The sequence below is a fragment of the Sporosarcina soli genome (assembly GCF_042655805.1).
GTDB lineage: Bacteria > Bacillota > Bacilli > Bacillales_A > Planococcaceae > Sporosarcina > Sporosarcina soli.
The window spans coordinates 735,787-754,608 of the sequence record NZ_JBHSNO010000005.1; the positions used below are offsets into that span (position 1 = coordinate 735,787).

18 protein-coding genes are annotated in these 18,822 nt (G+C 44.3%); 9 read left to right on the forward strand and 9 right to left on the reverse strand.

Going from position 1 to position 18,822, the window contains the following annotated elements; all coding sequences use genetic code 11:
* Positions 1 to 7: 7 nt before the first annotated feature.
* Positions 8 to 940 (reverse strand): ferrochelatase, encoded by a 933-nt coding sequence (gene hemH / locus ACFPRA_RS07815; RefSeq protein ID WP_381432374.1) that lies wholly within the window; start codon positions 938 to 940, stop codon positions 8 to 10.
* Between the two features lie 378 nt (positions 941 to 1,318).
* Positions 1,319 to 2,359, reverse strand: a complete 1,041-nt coding sequence (hemE, locus tag ACFPRA_RS07820; protein WP_381432375.1) for a uroporphyrinogen decarboxylase — start codon at positions 2,357 to 2,359, stop codon at positions 1,319 to 1,321.
* Between the two features lie 214 nt (positions 2,360 to 2,573).
* Between hemE and ACFPRA_RS07825 the strand changes: the two genes are divergently transcribed.
* From ACFPRA_RS07825 to ACFPRA_RS07835, 3 genes are all read left to right on the forward strand, one after another.
* Complete coding sequence (locus ACFPRA_RS07825) at positions 2,574 to 3,089, forward strand: antibiotic biosynthesis monooxygenase family protein (RefSeq protein WP_381432377.1); 516 nt, start codon at positions 2,574 to 2,576, stop codon at positions 3,087 to 3,089.
* Between the two features lie 105 nt (positions 3,090 to 3,194).
* Positions 3,195 to 4,370, forward strand: coding sequence for a M20 metallopeptidase family protein (locus ACFPRA_RS07830; protein ID WP_381432379.1), 1,176 nt, complete (start codon positions 3,195 to 3,197; stop codon positions 4,368 to 4,370).
* Between the two features lie 229 nt (positions 4,371 to 4,599).
* Positions 4,600 to 5,127: a competence protein ComK gene (locus ACFPRA_RS07835; protein ID WP_381432381.1), complete on the forward strand. Its 528-nt coding sequence runs from the start codon at positions 4,600 to 4,602 to the stop codon at positions 5,125 to 5,127.
* On the opposite strand, the gene ACFPRA_RS07840 is transcribed toward ACFPRA_RS07835, so the two are convergent.
* The 4 genes from ACFPRA_RS07840 to ACFPRA_RS07855 form a co-directional block, all read right to left on the reverse strand.
* Complete coding sequence (locus ACFPRA_RS07840) at positions 5,117 to 5,488, reverse strand: YhjD family protein (RefSeq protein WP_381432383.1); 372 nt, start codon at positions 5,486 to 5,488, stop codon at positions 5,117 to 5,119. The genes ACFPRA_RS07835 and ACFPRA_RS07840 overlap by 11 nt on opposite strands.
* A gap of 543 nt (positions 5,489 to 6,031) precedes the next feature.
* The gene (locus ACFPRA_RS07845) at positions 6,032 to 6,607 is read right to left on the reverse strand and encodes a nuclear transport factor 2 family protein (protein WP_381432385.1); all 576 of its coding nucleotides are present in this window, start codon (positions 6,605 to 6,607) and stop codon (positions 6,032 to 6,034) included.
* 119 nt (positions 6,608 to 6,726) lie between these two features.
* Complete coding sequence (locus ACFPRA_RS07850; protein WP_239389139.1) at positions 6,727 to 7,401, reverse strand: response regulator transcription factor; 675 nt, start codon at positions 7,399 to 7,401, stop codon at positions 6,727 to 6,729.
* A gap of 28 nt (positions 7,402 to 7,429) precedes the next feature.
* Complete coding sequence (locus tag ACFPRA_RS07855; RefSeq protein ID WP_381434807.1) at positions 7,430 to 8,581, reverse strand: sensor histidine kinase; 1,152 nt, start codon at positions 8,579 to 8,581, stop codon at positions 7,430 to 7,432.
* A gap of 145 nt (positions 8,582 to 8,726) precedes the next feature.
* On the opposite strand from ACFPRA_RS07855, the gene ACFPRA_RS07860 reads away from it, so the two are divergent.
* Entirely contained in the window at positions 8,727 to 9,359 is a 633-nt protein-coding gene (locus ACFPRA_RS07860) for a YigZ family protein (RefSeq protein ID WP_381432387.1), read from the forward strand.
* A gap of 168 nt (positions 9,360 to 9,527) precedes the next feature.
* Positions 9,528 to 10,592, forward strand: a complete 1,065-nt coding sequence (locus ACFPRA_RS07865; protein ID WP_381432389.1) for an LCP family protein — start codon at positions 9,528 to 9,530, stop codon at positions 10,590 to 10,592.
* A gap of 195 nt (positions 10,593 to 10,787) precedes the next feature.
* Here the strand turns inward: ACFPRA_RS07865 and ACFPRA_RS07870 are convergent, their stop codons facing one another.
* Entirely contained in the window at positions 10,788 to 11,831 is a 1,044-nt protein-coding gene (locus tag ACFPRA_RS07870) for a glycosyltransferase family 4 protein (RefSeq protein WP_381432391.1), read from the reverse strand.
* Positions 11,832 to 12,530: 699 nt separating this feature from the next.
* On the opposite strand from ACFPRA_RS07870, the gene secA2 reads away from it, so the two are divergent.
* Both secA2 and ACFPRA_RS07880 read left to right on the forward strand, forming a co-directional pair.
* Positions 12,531 to 14,891 (forward strand): accessory Sec system translocase SecA2, encoded by a 2,361-nt coding sequence (gene secA2 / locus ACFPRA_RS07875; protein ID WP_381432393.1) that lies wholly within the window; start codon positions 12,531 to 12,533, stop codon positions 14,889 to 14,891.
* Between the two features lie 2 nt (positions 14,892 to 14,893).
* On the forward strand, positions 14,894 to 15,787 hold the full coding sequence (locus tag ACFPRA_RS07880) for an accessory Sec system S-layer assembly protein (protein ID WP_381432395.1): 894 nt from the start codon (positions 14,894 to 14,896) through the stop codon (positions 15,785 to 15,787).
* Between the two features lie 434 nt (positions 15,788 to 16,221).
* On the opposite strand, the gene ACFPRA_RS07885 is transcribed toward ACFPRA_RS07880, so the two are convergent.
* Positions 16,222 to 16,710, reverse strand: a complete 489-nt coding sequence (locus tag ACFPRA_RS07885; protein WP_381432397.1) for a C40 family peptidase — start codon at positions 16,708 to 16,710, stop codon at positions 16,222 to 16,224.
* A 212-nt stretch (positions 16,711 to 16,922) separates the two neighbouring features.
* Here ACFPRA_RS07885 and ACFPRA_RS07890 point away from each other — a divergent pair, with 212 nt between their 5' ends.
* On the forward strand, positions 16,923 to 17,285 hold the full coding sequence (locus ACFPRA_RS07890) for a hypothetical protein (protein ID WP_381432399.1): 363 nt from the start codon (positions 16,923 to 16,925) through the stop codon (positions 17,283 to 17,285).
* Between the two features lie 369 nt (positions 17,286 to 17,654).
* On the opposite strand, the gene ACFPRA_RS07895 is transcribed toward ACFPRA_RS07890, so the two are convergent.
* Complete coding sequence (locus ACFPRA_RS07895; RefSeq protein ID WP_381434811.1) at positions 17,655 to 18,347, reverse strand: glucosamine-6-phosphate deaminase; 693 nt, start codon at positions 18,345 to 18,347, stop codon at positions 17,655 to 17,657.
* A 322-nt stretch (positions 18,348 to 18,669) separates the two neighbouring features.
* Here ACFPRA_RS07895 and ACFPRA_RS07900 point away from each other — a divergent pair, with 322 nt between their 5' ends.
* Positions 18,670 to 18,816 carry a cytochrome c oxidase subunit 2A gene (locus ACFPRA_RS07900; protein WP_381432402.1) on the forward strand — a complete coding sequence of 49 codons (147 nt, stop codon included), beginning with the start codon at positions 18,670 to 18,672 and terminating at the stop codon, positions 18,814 to 18,816.
* Positions 18,817 to 18,822 lie beyond the last annotated feature (6 nt).

Sequence of the window (18,822 nt, forward strand, 5' to 3'; positions counted from 1 at the left end):
GTCATTTTTAGGCTTCCTTCATTTTATCGAATACTGCGTCCACCATGGCGTCCACAAATAACGGATTGATGTTCGGCATCTCCGGACGATAATAAGCAGCACCAATATCGTCACAGACGACTTTACATTCATAATCATTGTCGTACAGTACTTCAAGATGATCGGACACAAAGCCGACCGGTGTGTAGACAAATGCTTGATAGCCTTTTTCAGTATGCAAGTTGCGTGTCAAATCCTGTACATCCGGACCAAGCCATGGTTCAGGCGTCTGCCCTTCACTTTGCCAGCCGACTTCGTAGTTTTTCACACCAGCTGCTTCTGCAATCAAATCTGCCGTCTCTTTCAACTGATCTGCATACGGGTCACCGTTTGCCAAAATCTTTTCAGGCAAGGAGTGTGCCGATACGATAAGACATGCTGCTGCCCGCTCTTCGTCGCTCATGCTATCGAATGTGCTACGCACTTTACCTGCCCAATAATCGATGAATTTCGGTTGTTTGTACCAGCTTTCGACCGATGTGATCGCAATGCCATACTTATCCGCTTCCTCTTTTGCACGTCCGTTATAGGATTTGACGGAAAAGGTGGAGAAATGCGGTGCCAAAACAATCGATACCGCTTCTTCGATGCCATCCTGGTGCATTTTTTCCACTGCGTCTTCGATGAATGGTGTAATATGTTTTAACCCGATATACACTTTGAATTCGATATCGTCTTGCACTTCATTCAGACGGTTGCAAAGCGCATTCGCTTGGTCTTCGGTAATGCGTGCAAGCGGAGATATACCGCCGATCGCTTCGTAACGGTTACGCAAATCTTCCAATTGCTCCGGTGCCGGCGGACGCCCGTGCCGAATATGTGTATAGTACGGTTCGATATCCTCTTCTTTGTACGGCGTACCATACGCCATTACTAATAATCCCATTGTTTTTTTTGTCATTCTATTCACCTCTTCGTTTGAATCAATCAATTACGCCTCGGCGTAATTGCGTCCAGATTTTGAATCGAGCTTGAGGCCTACAGGATGTAGGTCATGCAGTCGATGCGACAGGACGTCGCGCACTTAGACTGCCTTCTTTAACTCCTTTCAAAATCTGTGACATCCGCCGGAGGCTTGGGCCTGCATGATGCAGGTCATGCAGGCGTTGCCACAGGACGTGGCGACCCTAGCCTGCGTTCCTCTATCGTTCAGCTGGCGTTTGGAGACACGCTGAACAGGAAAACAAAACCGCATTCAGCCCGCCACCTATAGAGGTGGGAGTCTTCTGTACCTGACGCTTCGCTTACAGTACAAAAACATTTGCTGAATGAAGATAAATCACTTACGCAATTGTGAACTATAAGTATGAATTAGTTCTGTTAACTTTTTCAGTGTGGCCGGTTTCACTTGCGGGAATACGCCGTGTCCAAGGTTGAAGATATGGCTACCATGCTCGACGCCTTGCTCGATGATCACTTTTGCACGTTCTTCGATGATGTGCCAATCTGCAAGGAGCAAGGACGGGTCAAGGTTTCCTTGCAACGGTTTTGTCAATCCGCGCTCTTCCGCTTCCTTGATGGACAGACGCCAGTCAAGACCAACAACGTCAACTGGCAGATCATGCCACTCATTTGCCAAGTGACTCGCACCGACACCAAATGTAATGAGTGGAACGTTCAATTTACGCAACTCAGTGAAAATGCGTGTCATGACCGGCTTGATGAAGATTCGGTAATCGGAAACGTTCAAAGCCCCTACCCACGAATCAAAGATCTGGATTGCTTTCGCACCTGCCTTAACTTGCGCAGTAATGTACGTAATCGTCATATCCGCCAACTTGTCCATCAGCGCAAACCATGCTTCTGGCTCGGACACCATGAATGATTTCGTCAAGTTATAGCTTTTCGAAGGGCCGCCTTCGATCATATAGCTTGCGAGCGTGAATGGAGCTCCTGCAAAGCCGATAAGCGGAACGTTCAGTTGCTCCTGTGTCAGCATTTTAATCGTTTCGAGAACGAACGGAATATCATCTTCGGGTGATAACTCGCCAAGATTATGGACATCTTGAACAGTACGGACTGGATTGGAGATGACTGGGCCTACACCTGCTTTGATTTTTACATCGATTCCTAATCCCGGAAGCGGAGTGACAATATCTTTATAAAGTATGGCCGCGTCTACGTTATATTGGTCGACCGGAAGCTTTGTGACATATGCACACAACTCGGGTTGGTGTGTAATTTCTTCAAGGGAATACTTTTCCTTGATTTTCAAATACTCAGGTTGTGAACGCCCTGCTTGTCGCATGTACCAAACCGGTGTATGTTCGATTTTTTCACCTCTTGCCGCGCGTAGAAGTGTATCGTTGAATGTTGTCATATCGTCTATTCCCACTTTCATATATAATCGTTATCACGTGTTACTTATCCGTACTCAATATAGACGTTTTGCCTTGCAATGTATAGCGTTTCGCCCTTTTTGTCATAAAATTGTGCTCCCTTTCTTCATGATATCGACACCAGTTTGTCATGGATTGTTTTAACTTGTTACATCAGGGAAAATAGGATGATAAGTATTGAAGGAGGTTTTGGAATTGAACATTTTTATGACGTCCGGTACAACCGAATTCATGGAAAAATTGAGAGCAAAACACGCACGTGAACAGATGGTTATGTTACATGGGGAAAGCACGACCGTCCTCTTGCATGAAACGAATGGCAAAACGGTGTTCCAAACACCGCGTCGCTTTGAAGTGGTCGCTTCTGCCGGTGACTTCGAAGAAAATGGCTATTTTGTCTTTCATCATATTCCTGTTGCGGATGAAGGACGCCCCGTTTTCGAACATCGCGTTAAAGAGCGTGCGAATACGCTCGATGTAGAACCTGGGTTCATCGCTTTCCGTTTGTTGCGTCCACGCGATTCCGATACGTATATCTTCTTAACGGAATGGTCTGGCAACCAGTTTTACACCATGTGGAAAAACGCTTCATCCTTCGATCACTTTTTGACGGCCCCCACCCAAACAGGCGCGAACAGCACGCTCCATATTTTCTCAGGTACCCCTTCCAAAACGACTTATATTTCGAAGGTAAAGGATGACGAGGCGTGACTCTATCAGTCACGCTTTTTGATTTTGCGGTGCTTTGCCCCCTTTTCGGATATTTGTTATAATAGAAAAATTAACACCACTGTTATTTCGAGAGGGGAAGTACCAATGAAACAACAATTATTTGAGAAATTAGATAGCGCGTATGAAGATATGGTCGTCATTCGACGTCATCTCCATATGCATCCCGAATTATCCTTTAAAGAAGTGAAAACTGCACAATATATTCATGATTTTTACGCAGATCTTGGTATCGAAGTCCGTGCGGGTGTAGGCGGCAATGGGGTTGTCGCTCGTGTGAAAGGCGGTAGACCTGGTAAAACGGTTGCCCTGCGTGCCGATTTTGATGCATTACCGATTCAAGACGAGAAAGAAGTCCCTTACAAATCGACCATTCCTGGGGTCATGCATGCTTGCGGTCACGATGGGCATACAGCGACTCTTCTTCAAGTTGCAAAGGCTATCCATGAATTGCGGGAAGATCTTGCCGGCGAGTACGTATTTATCCATCAGCACGCGGAAGAATTTGCGCCAGGTGGGGCGATTTCAATGATTGAAGATGGCTGCCTCGATGGCGTCGATGCCATTTTCGGTACACATCTTTGGTCGATGACGCCTGCAGGAACGATTGAATATTTGACAGGCCCTATTATGGCTGCCGCGGATCGTTTCTCTATCAAAGTCCAAGGGGCTGGCGGTCACGGTGCATCTCCTCATGAGACGAAGGATGCGATTGTGATCGCTTCACAACTTGTCATGAATTTACAGCAACTCGTTTCTCGTCGCGTCAACCCGATCGACTCAGCGGTGCTGTCTATCGGTTCGTTCGTTGCGGAAAATGCATTTAACATCATCGCGGACACTGCAACTTTAGGTGGTACTGTTCGAACATTCAATCCAGAAATTCGTGACCTGATGGAAGTAGAGATGAAACGTGTAGTAGATGGTACTGCGCTCGCTCATAATTGTACAATCGAGTTCTCCTACCACCGTGGTTATCCGGCTGTTGTCAACCATGCCGCTGAAACGGAATTTTTGAAAACGGTGGCGGAAAGCGTACCGGAAGCGCAACGTGTTGTGGAATCCATTCCACAAATGGGCGGAGAAGATTTTGCCTATTACCTTGAAAAAGTGCCTGGGACATTTTTCTTTACAGGCGCGATGACTGCCCAGCCTTACCCACATCATCATCCGAAATTTGACTTTGATGAAAAGGCTATGCTGCTTGCAGCTAAAACTTTAGGGGCTGCCGCTATCGATTATCAAGCAAACGAAACCCTTTAACAATTTTTTTAATTACCTAAAGCCTTCCCTCGAATGTGAGCGGAGGGCTTTTCTATTCATTTCTTCCCTTTTTAGCTTCCATTCCAAACATCCTATGCTCCCGTTAAAAATGTTTCTAATTCTAACTTTTGTAATAGTCTTAATTATCTACATAATCTATTGCTTTTTTCTTAATTTTTCCTATAATAGGACTTATAGTGTATTTTACATTAAAAAGGGGGATATTAAATTGAATAAAAAGACAAGAGCTGGAGATTATATTATATCTTTCGACACGTTAATGTTACAACCTGTCATCACGGGTAACAAAATCGCCACACGGGTCATTGAAAGGAATGGAGAATTTATCATTCCAAGGAAGCCACTTCACGTCGTCAGGAAGTCTTGCAACTTTTATGGTGGTTCGCTCATGAATTCGACAAACATAGCAAAGCTAGCCCTTGGAAATCGGCACAAAGCACCGATCATCATTGCTCACGATTTCGGAATACCCTACATTTTTCTCCCTACCATGTCTCCGAACGCCGAATTAAATTCCTGGGTCTCCTACCATGCAATTGAAAATATAGAGCCCCATCGTTTAAATAGCATCATCCATTTAGACAACGGGCGGTCTCAGCAAGTGAACGTTTCCGCTACGACGATGTACAGGCAATTCGCCTTTGCCGCTATTCTTGAAAAAGACTTTTTGAAAAAGCAAAGACAATTGACTCGACCAGCCCCATACCGGGATTTTGAGGATTCCTTTAACGACTGACTTCGCTTTCAATCATCGCGAAGTACATGTTTAGCAATTCCTCCGTACGATTGCGTAGTCGGACATTCAAATAGCGCCTATAATCCTCATAGCCTCCATGGATGAATAAATACTCCGTAAATGTATCATCCATCTTATTGCGTATCACCTTCATATGATGGCGCTGCAAATAAAGTTTCGTTTGCTTCAACTCGGCACGCGCATGCTTCACTGCTCCATCGATCAGCTTGACATAGGGGCCCTTCAATTTGAAGGGGCCCTTTTCAACTAATTCCCGATCCCGTTCCAAAATAGTAAGAACCATCGGCAAATAGATCATGTTCTCAAAGTACGGCAACGCCTCTGGTGGGATTAAACGCATTTCCATACCTCCCTCATACAGAACCCATGTTCGTATACCTATTGTATGCCTCTCTTTCAAGAAAATCAACCATCCAAATTTCGGAAGCTGGACAGTTGTATGAGAACTAGCCGACCTAATCAATTACGCCCCGGCGTAATTGCGTCCAGATTTTGAATTGCGAATCGAACAGCAAAGGGTTCGATTTGCCGTATTTCTGCGTTTTTTGCAGAAATTAAGGCACTTTGATAAGCGCAATTAACTCCTTTCAAAATCTGTGACATCCGCCGGAGGCTTAGGCCAACAGGATGTTGGTCACTCAGGCGTTGCCAATCAAACAGCGAAGGGTTTGATTGGCCTTAATTTCTGCGTTTTTTTGCAGAAATTAAGGCATTTTCATTCAGGACGCAGCGACCTTAGCCTGAGTTCCTCTAATCAGCAGAGCGTTTAAACTCCCTCTGATCTGCATCTGGTAATCGTCCAGCCACTTATGGAAGTGGAGGACTTCTGCTGAATCAAGTTAAAAAAGCTTCCAGCTGCACTGAGCCGGAAGCTTTTGTTTCCTTATTTACTGATGTCATCTCCGATATAATGCACCGATGCAATTTTCCATTCTCCATCCTCTTTCGTCAGTACAGTCACTTGTCTGCCTGTCGGATTCGTTTCCAAACCTGTCGATAATTGTTTCATGGATGTTGCAAGCTTCGCAAACACTTGCGCTTCTTCTTCCTCGTATTTCACGATGGTCACATCGGTCACTTCACGTTGAATATCATACTGGCTAAAATAGTCTTCCAAATCGACCTGTTCCTGTTCCTTATTAAAACTTTCCGTCCGCTCTGAAAGTGTTTCGATATACCGATCGATATCTTTGTCGTTAAACGCATCGATATACACATTGAACACTTCTAGAATCCGGTCTTTTTCTTCCGCAGGCACATTAGCCGCTTCCTCAATCGAATCCCCCGTCACATTGAATCCGACTTTTTTGTCATCCACTCCATGATCGATTGCACCGTGTCCGTTCACCGATTCTCCATCATTGACAGAGCCATGCTGAGAAGCCGCTCCCTCCTCTTTGTTGCATGCGGCAAGTAACATCATTACGACTACCAGACAAAAAACAAACCATTTTTTCACTTCTTTTCCTCCTTTAAACAAAAGCGTAGGGCGCCCGAAGACTAGACGTTAATGATACCAAAGAAAAAGGCCGCTCCAGACGGAAGGCCTTCCCTTTTATGGATAAATTTCAATATTGTTTACTTCACTTCGACCCAACCATTTTTAATCGCAGTGACAACTGCTTGTGTCCGGTCATTGACAGCCATTTTTTGCAAAATGCTGGAGACGTGGTTTTTAACCGTCTTTTCGGAAATAAACAAAGTCTCTCCGATTGTCCGGTTACTTTGTCCATCCGTCAACAGCTGTAATACTTCACATTCACGCTTTGTCAGCAAATGGAAAGGACGGCGAATATCATTTTGTTGGAATGATCCTTTATGTTCCCGCTCACTTAAGCGACGGAATTCACTCACTAAATTATGCGTCACTTTCGGATGGAGATAAGAACCGCCTGCCGCAACAACTTTGATGGCTTGAACAATGGCATCTGCATCCATCTCTTTGAGCATATAGCCAAGAGCTCCCGTTTTCAACGCATGGGATACATAAGATTCATCATCATGAATGGATAACATGATCACTTTTGCATCCGGGTATTCTTTAACGAGCTGTGCAGTTGCATCGACGCCATTCATGCGTGGCATGTTAATATCCATCAATACAACATCCGGTAGGTACTGTCTGTAAAGGTCATTCACCTCACTACCGTCATCACCTTCTGCAATCACTTCGAACGAATCCTCAAAATCAAGAATTCGCTTTACCCCTTCACGGAATAGCTGATGATCGTCTACAATCAATATTTTCGTCATAATCATTTCCTCCCATTGCAACTAGTTACTATTTATTTACTTCAAGTGGAATTTGGAAATGGATAGTTGTTCCATTGCCAATTGTCGAAGAGATTGTCATATTCCCTTTCAACAAATCAATCCGCTCTCGCATACCGATTAACCCAAATGACTTATCTTTCACTTCATTTTGGTCAAATCCTTGCCCGTTATCTTTGATGATAATGTTCATTATATCGCGAAGCCATTCAACTTTCACCCAAATATCATCTGCTCTTCCATGTTTTAACGCATTTGATACAGATTCTTGTACCAGTCGAAAGACAGATACTTCAAAATCGGATTGGAAGCGCTGTTCTTGACCTGCACTGCGAAAATGAATCTCAACACCCTTTTCATATTCCTCAATTGTCGATAAATACTTTTTCAATGTCGGTATTAAGCCCAAATCGTCAATCGCCATCGGGCGCAGATTATAAATGATGCGTCGTACTTCGGAAAGCGCGTTTCTGACCATCCCTTTCAAATCTGTCAGTTCTTTGAAAGCCATTTCGGGCCCTTTTTCATCATAAGTCTTTTCGATCAACCCGGATCGGATCAGCACATTTGCCAGCATTTGTGCAGGTCCGTCATGAATATCACGCGAAAGTCTTTTTCGTTCTTCCTCCTGTGCTTGTATGATTCGAATACCGAACTCTTGTTTTTGTCTCGCTGTTTCAAGTGCTTCTCCCACATTTTTTAAATCAGATGTCAAATAGTTAATGACTGTTGTGACTTGATTGACGAGTTGGTCCGCTCTTTCAATCGTATCGAGCAAAGCCGCCAATCGCCTATCTAAGTCATCCCGTCTGTTACGCAATTGCTTCTCTTCCATCCGGTTGATGGATAAACGGACAAGCAAATCATTCGCAACTTCGTAGGCGTCTCTCACTTGCTCTTCCGAATACTTCATAAAGTTTTTCGAAACATCGGCGAGACGCTTCCGTGCGTGTCGGGTCAACTCCTCTAGATGATCACCTTCTGTTATTACCCGGGAAATATCTTCTTTAATAACGACAAGCTCGTTTTGCATTTCCTCAAGACTCGCACGGCTCTGTTCACTTATAATGAAGATATCATTTTTCGATTGATCCATTGCACGCACCATGTTATTGAAAATCGTCTCAAGCGTTTGGATATCGACTGTATGTTCCTTCAATATACTCCCTCCCGCCTATAACCTGGTAGCACCCGTCAACTTAGAAAGTGTTGCAGGAAGGATGATTTCCTTACACACTTCATTTATTATAGCATTGTAGGGACATTTGAATATTAAAATTGTATTACAAGTAATGGAGGTGCCGCAAATGCGGGCTGATTATACTACAGTTAAAAATTACGGGGAAAGTGAATTGGTCATCCAAAAGTCCCGATTCCTTACCTATGTAAAGCGTGCCGAGACGGAAGAAGAAGCGCTCGACTTTATTCAGGAGATCAAAAAAATGCATCATACAGCGACGCATAACTGCTCCGCCTATTTGATCGGTGAACATGATTCTATCCAAAAAGCGAATGACGACGGCGAACCATCAGGCACAGCAGGTGTGCCGATGCTCGAAGTATTGAAAAAACAAGGGTTGAAAGATACGGTTGTTGTCGTGACACGCTATTTTGGAGGCATTAAGTTAGGCGGTGGCGGACTGATCCGTGCGTATGGCCGCGCCACGTCGGAAGGGGTTGCAGCGACAGGAGTCGTCGAGAGAAGGTTACATCATCTCATGAAAGTAACAATCGACTATACATGGCTTGGAAAAATCGAAAACGAAGCAAGACAATCGGTCTATCCTTTAAAAGAAATGACCTATGCCGATCAGGTGGATCTTTTCATGTACGTTCCAGTAGCGGATGTAACTTCATTTACCGAATGGATGATCGAGCTAACAAACGGTCAGGCACAGATCAATTCGGTTGCTAAGGAATTTCTAGAATTCGACATTTGAAAACGGTGTACCTTTCATGCAAAAGGTAGTATAATGGTCTAAGTTGTACTATTTTCGCCTTGAACTATTACTGTTTGATTACATTTTTCGACATAAACAAACGGATATAGTCCATTTAAATAATCTGCTATTTAAATTTTTTACTAGCTGATTTCGGAGGAACGACGCATGAAAAGAAGAGATTATAAGAAACGGAAGAAATCGAAGGGCAAGCGTTTGGCATTAAAAGTTTCGCTCCTGCTGACACTTTCTGCATTTCTAATGGTCGCAGCCTATGCAGCATCCTTACAGAAAAAAGCGGAAAAAGTTGTAGAACGTGCTTATGAGGAGATCCCTGATCGTCCGACATCCGACATTCGTGGTGAAACGGCTGTCGAACCCGCCCATGATAATGTCTCCGTTCTGTTTATCGGTATCGATGATAGCGAAACCCGTCATCAGGGGGATGGCAATAGCCGATCCGATGCACTTTTGATGGCTACTTTGAATATTAAAAACAAGTCTGTGAAACTTGTCAGTATTCCACGTGATTCATATGTCTATATTCCTAAAGTAGGCTACCGGGATAAAATCAACCACGCCCATGCATTCGGTGGAACCCAAGCGACTATCGAAACGATCGAGGAGTTGTTTGAGGTGCCGGTCGACTACTATGTGAAAGTGAACTTCAACGCCTTCATAGATGTTGTCGATGCACTTGGTGGAATTGAAGTGGAAGTGCCTTATGATCGACTCGAAAAAGACGAAAATGATAAATACACCATCCAATTGAAAAAAGGGCTTCAACATTTGGATGGTCAGCACGCGCTCGCCCTTGCGCGAACACGAAAGCTTGATACGGATGTAGAACGCGGCAAACGCCAGCAAATGATTTTGCAAGCGATCATGAAAGAAGCGATTTCTGTCAAGTCCGTCACCAAATATGGCGATATGATCGAAGCGGTCGGCGATAATATGAAAACCGACATGACATTCGATGAAATGAAGTCATTCTTCGCTTATGCGAAAGGCGGTATGCCACAAGTTGATACGATCAGCTTGAAGGGCTACGACGATATGTCTACCGGCATTTATTATTGGAAGCTCGATGAGACTGATTTATATGAAACAAGACAATTGTTAAAAGCACATCTTGGACTTATTCCGGATTCCTCCAGCTTAACGGATAGCCGTTCAAACTTGACGGGTACCACGGACAAAGCCGCTGAATCAGAAAGTCTTTACAGCAATTGATGCAACTGCCGGGGGCAATCGCCTCTAGCAGTTTTTTTGTTTCCATGTATAAAATGAAAAAAGTCCGACCATACTACCTGAATAGGTCAGGTGTATCGTCGGACTTTTTCTTTTATATTTATTAAGTATAAGAGTATAGATAGACGATTGCTTGTCCTGATACTTGAGTACCAATCTAAACGCCTTCGCTTCTTATTACTTGCCGATCATACGGACGAGATTGAGTAACGGGCGATAATTGCCCCCGGCAAGGCCAATAATCTCGACGAACAATTCAATTGCAATCAACATAACGATAATGAGCAAGATCGCTCCCCATACAGTTGCTTGTGAAAACAAGATCGCCGCAACACCGAATAAAATCGCAATACCATAAATGATCAGCACGGTTTGTCTATGGGAAAATCCTGTCCGTAACAAACAATGATGTAAATGTGACTTGTCTGGTGCGGTAATCGGTTGCTTTAGGCGGATCCGACGGACAATCGCAAAAAATGTATCCGAAATCGGAACCCCTAGTATGATAACAGGAATGATAAGTGAAACGACAGCGATGTTCTTGAATCCTAATAAGGCAAGAACGGAAATCATGAAGCCAAGGAATAATGACCCCGTATCTCCCATGAAGATTTTCGCCGGATGGAAATTGTAAAACAGGAAGCCAAGTGAACTTGCTGCAAGTATCGCAGCTGTTGCCACAACGAAAAGGTCCCCCATGATCATCGCCATCACTGAAATCGAAATGAGCGCGATTGTCGAAACACCTGCAGCCAATCCATCTAACCCATCAATCAAATTGATGGCATTTGTAATCCCGATGATCCAAATAATCGTAATCGGGATACTTAAGTATCCAAAGTCAATTTGACCGATAAATGGCAAATTGATGAACTCGATTTGTAAGCCGCCCCATGTTACAACAACGAGCGCAGCGGCCAATTGACCTGCGAGCTTCGCTTTTGCCGTAATTTCAAGCATATCATCCAAGAAACCGACGATGACGATAATGAGGGCCCCCACCAGGATCCCCGCAGCATGTTCGTCTGCCGGGCGCAAGACCAAATAACCAATGAGAAACGCACCAAATATAGCAAGGCCGCCGATTCGCGGCATAATAGACGCATGTACTTTCCGGTAGTTCGGGCGATCAACCGCTCCGATCCGAAACGCTAATTTTATGACGAGCGGAGTAAGTAAGATGGATGCAATCAATGCAGCAACCATTGCTAGGAATAACATGTCCTTCCTCCCTTATGAAAATCAATAATTTTTCAAACCAACAGTATTATAGCATGTTCGGTCAAGGAAAGCACTCTACGAGAAAAATTTATCTTCATTCAGCAAAAGACTCCCATTTCTACTGGTTCCGAGTGTTTGCGGTTTTGTTTTCCTATTCAGCGAGTGTTCTAGCGCCTGCTGAACGAAGATAAAGCCTCCGGCGGATATCACAGATTTTGAAAGGAGTTAATTCTCCAAAAGCGTAGGGCGCCTGCCTAGAGCGACAGGAATAAGGCAAAGATGCGGCGTGGCGACTTTTGCCACAGAGCAACTTTAACTTATGTCCCGAGCTCCTGACGCCCGAAGACTAGACGTGGGTTTTGCTCAATTCAAAATCTGGACGCAATTACGCCGAAGCGTAATTGATCCTTTTGCGCTTCCTTGTTTCCCCTTATCCTTCCCTCTGCTCCCTACACTATCCGCCGACTTTTCCTTCCTTATATATGTTAGTTCTCGTCTAGACTCCGGGCACCAGATGCTCGGGTCAAAAGTCAATTCGACTCTGTGGTAAAGAACACCACGACGTCGAATAGCCTTATGCCTGTCGCATCTAAGCGGCGCCCTACGCTTTTGTTCCCGCTCATGGTAGTCATTTCACCTGTTTTTTGATAAAATGAGGACGGATCCTTTTGATGGATCAGAAAAAAGGAGCGTTCATTCATGTTATCTATTTTCAAACGTTCAACTCAGACGAGCGAAAGACAACTCCGGAAATACCGGAAAATTGTTCAACAAATAAATAAACTGGAAGCTACATACGTAGATCTGTCCGATGAACAACTCATCGCAATGACAGACACTTTTAAAAAGCGGATTCAATCTGGGGAATCACTCCCCTCGATTACACCGGAAGCATTTGCAGTCGTGCGCGAAGCCTCTAAACGAGTACTCGGTATGCGCCATTTCGACGTGCAGCTCATTGGCGGCCTTGTGCTGACCGAAGGGAATATTGCCGAAATGCCGACAGGGGAAGGGAAAACGCTTGTCGCTTCCCTTCCCTCCTATGTGCGCGCCCTTGAAGGGAAAGGCGTCCATGTTATCACGGTGAACGACTATCTGGCGAAACGAGACTATGAGCAAATCGGCCAGATCCACCGATTTTTAGGACTTACTGTTGGGCTGAATGTGCCGATGATGCAAGGGCCCGCCAAACAAGCCGCTTATCAGGCAGATATCACATACGGCGTCGGGACAGAATTCGGTTTTGACTATTTGCGTGATAATATGGCGCAGCAAAAGTCGCAACACGTACAGCGCCCTTATCATTTTGCCATCATTGATGAAGTCGATAGTATCCTTGTGGATGAAGCGAAAACGCCGCTTATCGTTGCAGGTAAAATGCAAGCGGATGCCGATCTTCATCATATTGCAGCACGTCTCGCCAAACGTTTCAAAAAAGGCATCGATTTTGATTTCGATGATGAAACAAAGGCGACTTCCCTTACCGATGCCGGCATAGAAAAAGTGGAAAAAGCGTTCGGCGTGGACAACTTATATGACCTGGAACACCAAACACTTTACCATTACATGATCCAAGCTGTACGTGCACACGTCATTTTCGAACGGGATGTCGATTATATCGTACGGGATGGGAAGATTGAACTCGTCGATATGTTCACGGGGCGGATCATGGAAGGGCGTACGCTTTCCGACGGTCTCCATCAGGCAATCGAAGCGAAAGAAGGCGTGCCGATTACGGAAGAAAACAAAGCGCAGGCCCAAATCACCATTCAAAACTATTTCCGGATGTATCCGAAGCTTTGCGGGATGACAGGAACAGCGAAAACACAAGAAAAAGAATTCCGTGAAGTCTATGGGATGGAAGTCATTCAAATCCCGACCAACCGCCCACGTGCACGGATCGATTCGCCAGACCAAGTCTATGCAACTATCGATCAAAAATATAAAGCAATGGCTAAAGAAGTGGCTGAACGTCACGAGAAAGGACAACCTGTCCTCGTTGGAACAACATCCATTTTGCAATCGGAAAAAGTCGTTCAATATTTGGACGAATATAAGCTCAAATACAATTTGTTAAACGCTAAAAGTGTTGAGCAGGAAGTCGAATTGATTTCCCAAGCCGGACAACTCGGACAAATCACTGTCGCAACGAACATGGCAGGGCGCGGGACCGATATTGTTCTAGGAGATGGCGTAGAAGAAGTCGGCGGACTTTTCGTTCTTGGAACCGAGAAACATGAAAACCGTCGGATTGACAATCAATTACGCGGTCGTTCAGGTCGACAAGGGGACCATGGAGAGAGCCGCTTCTTCCTATCCCTTGAAGACGATATGTTCAAACGTTTCGCCAAGGACGATTTGGAGAAATTCCTGAAAAAAGTGAAGACAGATGAAAATGGACTCGTTCTCAACCCGGAAGTTGATGAGTTGACAGAACGTACCCAACGAATTGTTGAAGGTGCCCACTATTCCATGCGGGAATATAATTTGAAACTCGATGATGTCATCAATGACCAGCGGGAAGTCGTTTACGCGCTCCGCGATAAAGTCATCGAAGGAGAAGATGTACTCGACCAATTGAAAACGATGCTGTCCGAAACGGTAGAATTCGTCATTTACGACAGCTGTCCGGAAGATGAAATGCCGGAGAACTGGGATTTCAGTCGGATTGAACAGACGATGAATGCCCTTCTTCTAGAGCCTGTTTCAGCACCACGAACAGCGGAAAAAACAGCGGACATTGTGAAGTTTTACAAGGAACCTCTTGATGATCTGCTGAACTATATCGATTCGTTTGCAGACAATGAACGTGTCAATAAAATGATTCCACAAGTGATGCTGTCTTATATCGACACGATGTGGGTCAAACATTTGGAAGTGATGACGCGTCTAAAAGAAGGGATCGGACTCCGCTCTTATGGACAGGAAGACCCGATGCGGATTTATCAGCGTGAGGGGCTTGAATTATTTGGTCGCCATTACCAGAAACTCCGCCGCAACATCGCTTCTGAAGTGATTGGCTTTATGAAACTTATAACAGAACAACAGGAGGTCCAATAAGCATGAAACTATTTTCATTTTTCCAGAAAGCTGAAAAGACTGGATCGGATAGTACAATTGGTTCAGAAGAAATCATCGAAGGCATAGACAAATCCACTGAAACGGACGAAGTGGAGACGACGCTCTCCCTTCATCCGAGTTGGGAAGTTCCACAGGAGCAGGAATATGTTTTTCGCTTCCTTTCCAACGAACTTGAACCGCTAAAACCGAATCAGATCTCCCTCTCAGGGATCGATATCGATGTGGAACCGGCAAATGGTAGCTGGCTTGTCAAAGCATTTTTCCGTTCATCACTCGACCAAGAAATTTCAGTCGGCTCCGTTGAATTGATGTTGCTCGATGAAGAGGGGAAAACACTTGCTTCAGACGAATTCGATTTGAATGAGCTCGGTGATATCCCGGCCCGCAGTGCACGTCCTTGGGTATTCACTTTTACGAAAGACAATATCTTTGCAGAAGAACCGCCGAAAGAAAACTGGAAACTGGCATTCAATGTCCAATCGATGGTACCGCATAAGCTTGAATTGGAACAAACGTGGGAAGATGGGCTGACAGCGGAGCAAAAAGAAGGTCTAGCGAAAGTCGTCGAAGGTCTTCCGAAATTGAAGCCACGTGAAGTGAATATTAGCGGATTCCAAGTGAAACAACAAGAGGACGGCAGTATCGCAGCATCCGTCTTCATCCGTAACGGACACTCCAAACAAATCAACATCGAGAAATTGCCATTGGAACTGATCGATGCGACAGGTGACCTCGTAGCGCGCGGCTCATTTGCACTCAGTCCGCTATCTGTTAAGGCGAACACATCGAAACCATGGACATTCATCTATCCGAAAGAAATGGTCCAAAAAACGGAACCGGATTTCACTCGTTGGACAGTCCGTGTTCCTCAATAAAGTGAAACTTCAATCAGTGGAGGTTTCCCCCCACTGATTGAGGGGAACACAAGCTAAAAGCGTCACGTCCTGTGACAACGCTTGTGTGACCAACTTCGTGTTGGCCCGAACCAATCGGGCTTTTATCTTCCTTTAACGGATATCCAAACTACCCGCTGAAGGAAGGCAACTTAAGTTCACGGCGTCCTGTAAGTGCCTTAATTTCTGCAAAGGGCGCAGAAATACGGCCAATCGAACCCTTCGCTGTTCGATTGGCAGTTGATCTCCCACTTATCCTTATCGTTTTACTTAAGTCTTAAGGTGGGAGTCTTACTGCCCGTTAAAGCGGGATAAAACGCTTGATTTTTAGATTGCAAGGGATTCCTTGCAATCTTTTTTTCATAAACAAAGAAAAAACACCGAGCGTCGCCTACGCGATACTCAGTGTTTTGAATTTAGTTAGCTACAGCAACTGCATTGACATCTGCGATGCGTTTTGCACCGACATAACGTTTGCCCCAATAATAAGGGTCGTCCACTTTATCGACACGCACGCCTTTGGATGTCGAAGCGTGTGCAAATTCACCATTTCCTATGTAAATTCCCACATGGGAAACTCCTTTACCTGATGTATTGAAAAATACAAGGTCTCCGGTTTCCAAGTCGGATTTATTGACAGCCGTTCCAGAGTCGTACATACCAGAAGATGTACGTGGAAGCTTAATATCATGTTGGTTAAAAACGTAATTGACGTAACCTGAGCAATCAAAACCGCTAGTTGTCGTACCACCATAACGATATTTGATCCCTTTTAGGCTTGTTGCCGTCTCAATGATTGAGTCCGATTTGGATGCTTCAGCTTGTCCCGCGAAAGGTGCGACGAATAATAGAATGGCCATCGCCATAATTGGTAGTGTTTTTTTCAACGAAAATAGCAGTTTCATATGTTCCCCCATTGGTATAATTTCTCTCTTTTTTCTCTTTATTAACCTTAACATGTTATAAACCTACATTATATTACAGTTGTGTAACAACGATATTACATGAATCGCAATAAATTGCATATTTGAAATATACTTGTCTGTTTTTGAGGTTTAATGTTCAATAGATAGGGTATTTAATAGAAAGGACTATCTTCAATGGAGGTGCACGCATCATGAAACAGGAACCAGATGGATTGAGAAAGGATAAGAAGAGACTTCATGAAGTTCCCGCTAAAGCGAAAAATGGCGAATGGTCGACGAATGGTCATTCAAACTCTTCCACGGAGACAGACTGGAAAGCCTATCATCGAAATCCGCAACTTGACCATGCAGCTGGTGATTATGAGCCGCTCCAACATCGTGAAAAACTGCACATGTCCGAACATCCAAAACAAAAGATGAAAAACTCGAAAAAAATGAGCAACCCTCTCCTACGCGACTTGTCGACGCTTCCTACCTCAGGTGAACAGATGGATGACACCATCCATCTTCTCATGCAAGAAGAACTATATGCCGAGGGATTCGATCAACCCTAACCATTTTAAATAGAAGAACTAGGCTTTTTCTCCATACAAAAACCGCACCCCATTAAAGGGTTGCGGTTTCTTTATCTTCATTCAGCAAATCTTTTTGTACTGAAAGCGAAGTGTCAGCTACAGAAGACTCCCACCTCTGTAGATGGCGAGATGAATGCGGTTTGGTTTTCCTGTTCATCGGATATTCAGACGCCCGCTGAACGATAGAGGAACGCAGGCTAGGGTCGCCACGTCCTGTGGCAACGCCTGCATGACCTGCATCGTGCAGGCCCAAGCCTCCGGCGGATGTCACAGATTTTGAAAGGAGTTAATTGAGCTTTGCTCAATTCAATATCTGGACGCAGTTACGCCAAGGCGTAATTGATTTCCTTATACATCCAAATCTGTAATGACAATCACATCATCATGCTCAAGCAATGCAGTAATCGTCCATTCTGTTGATACGTTCCCTTCCAACAACTTCTCAATCGCAGCACGTTTTTTTTCACCAAAGGCAAGCAGGATCAGTTTTTTCGCGCGTAAAATGGAGGTGATCCCCATTGAGATAGCAGTCTCTGGAATCTTTTCATCATTTTCAAAATACTGGCTGTTCACGCCTAGCGTAGACTCTGTCAATTGAGCTACATGTGTAACAGAATCGAAAGGTGTTCCCGGCTCGTTAAAGGCAATATGACCGTTTTCGCCAGTCCCCAAAAGTTGAATATCCAGAGGATGCTTCAACAGCAACGCCTCGTAGTCTGCACATTCTTTATCCAAATCAGGCGCTGTGCCATTCGGAATATGTGTTTCTTTAAATTTCTTTTTCGCAAACAAATGATTTTCCATAAAGTAAGCATAGCTATTCGGATTCGATGCAGAAAGTCCGACGTATTCATCCAGATTGAACGAAGTGACATCCGAAAAATCAAGATCCGATGCTGCCCATTCTTTGTAAACAGGAATCATCGTACTCCCTGTAGCTAGACCTAATACATGGAGACGTCCATTTTCAAGCTCTTCTTTAATGATCCGGAAAACATGCTCCGCACCTTTTTCAGGGCTTTCAACTTTTAAAAGTTTCAAATTTTCCATATCAATCAACCGACTTTCCATTAGATTTTGCCACTGTCTAATTGTAATTTCCACAGACAGTATGGTCAACTTTGACGTATTTCAAAAAACTTTTCTCTATCAAATCCGTATTGTATTGCATTCCTTCAATGTATGCCGGATAGGTTCCGAAAACAATTGAAATGATTTGACGAAATGATGAAGTGTACGTGAACAAATCGTGACATAATGCCCTGCTTCGAAAGGCATAGGGATTCCCCTAATTCCACTATTTCACCATCGGATTATGATAAAGATAAGCGACATTCACTTCACGAGAAGAGGAGGTGTAACGATGACAAAAGGAAAACTGGACCCACACCAATCTAAACAAAAAGGAGCTCCCATCAGTTTGAAAGGGACTTTTATCGCAGTCATGTTGTTGGGTGTCTTCATACTCATCTCCTGGTTCGCACTTTACGCACTGTTTCTTTCAAGATAACACTAT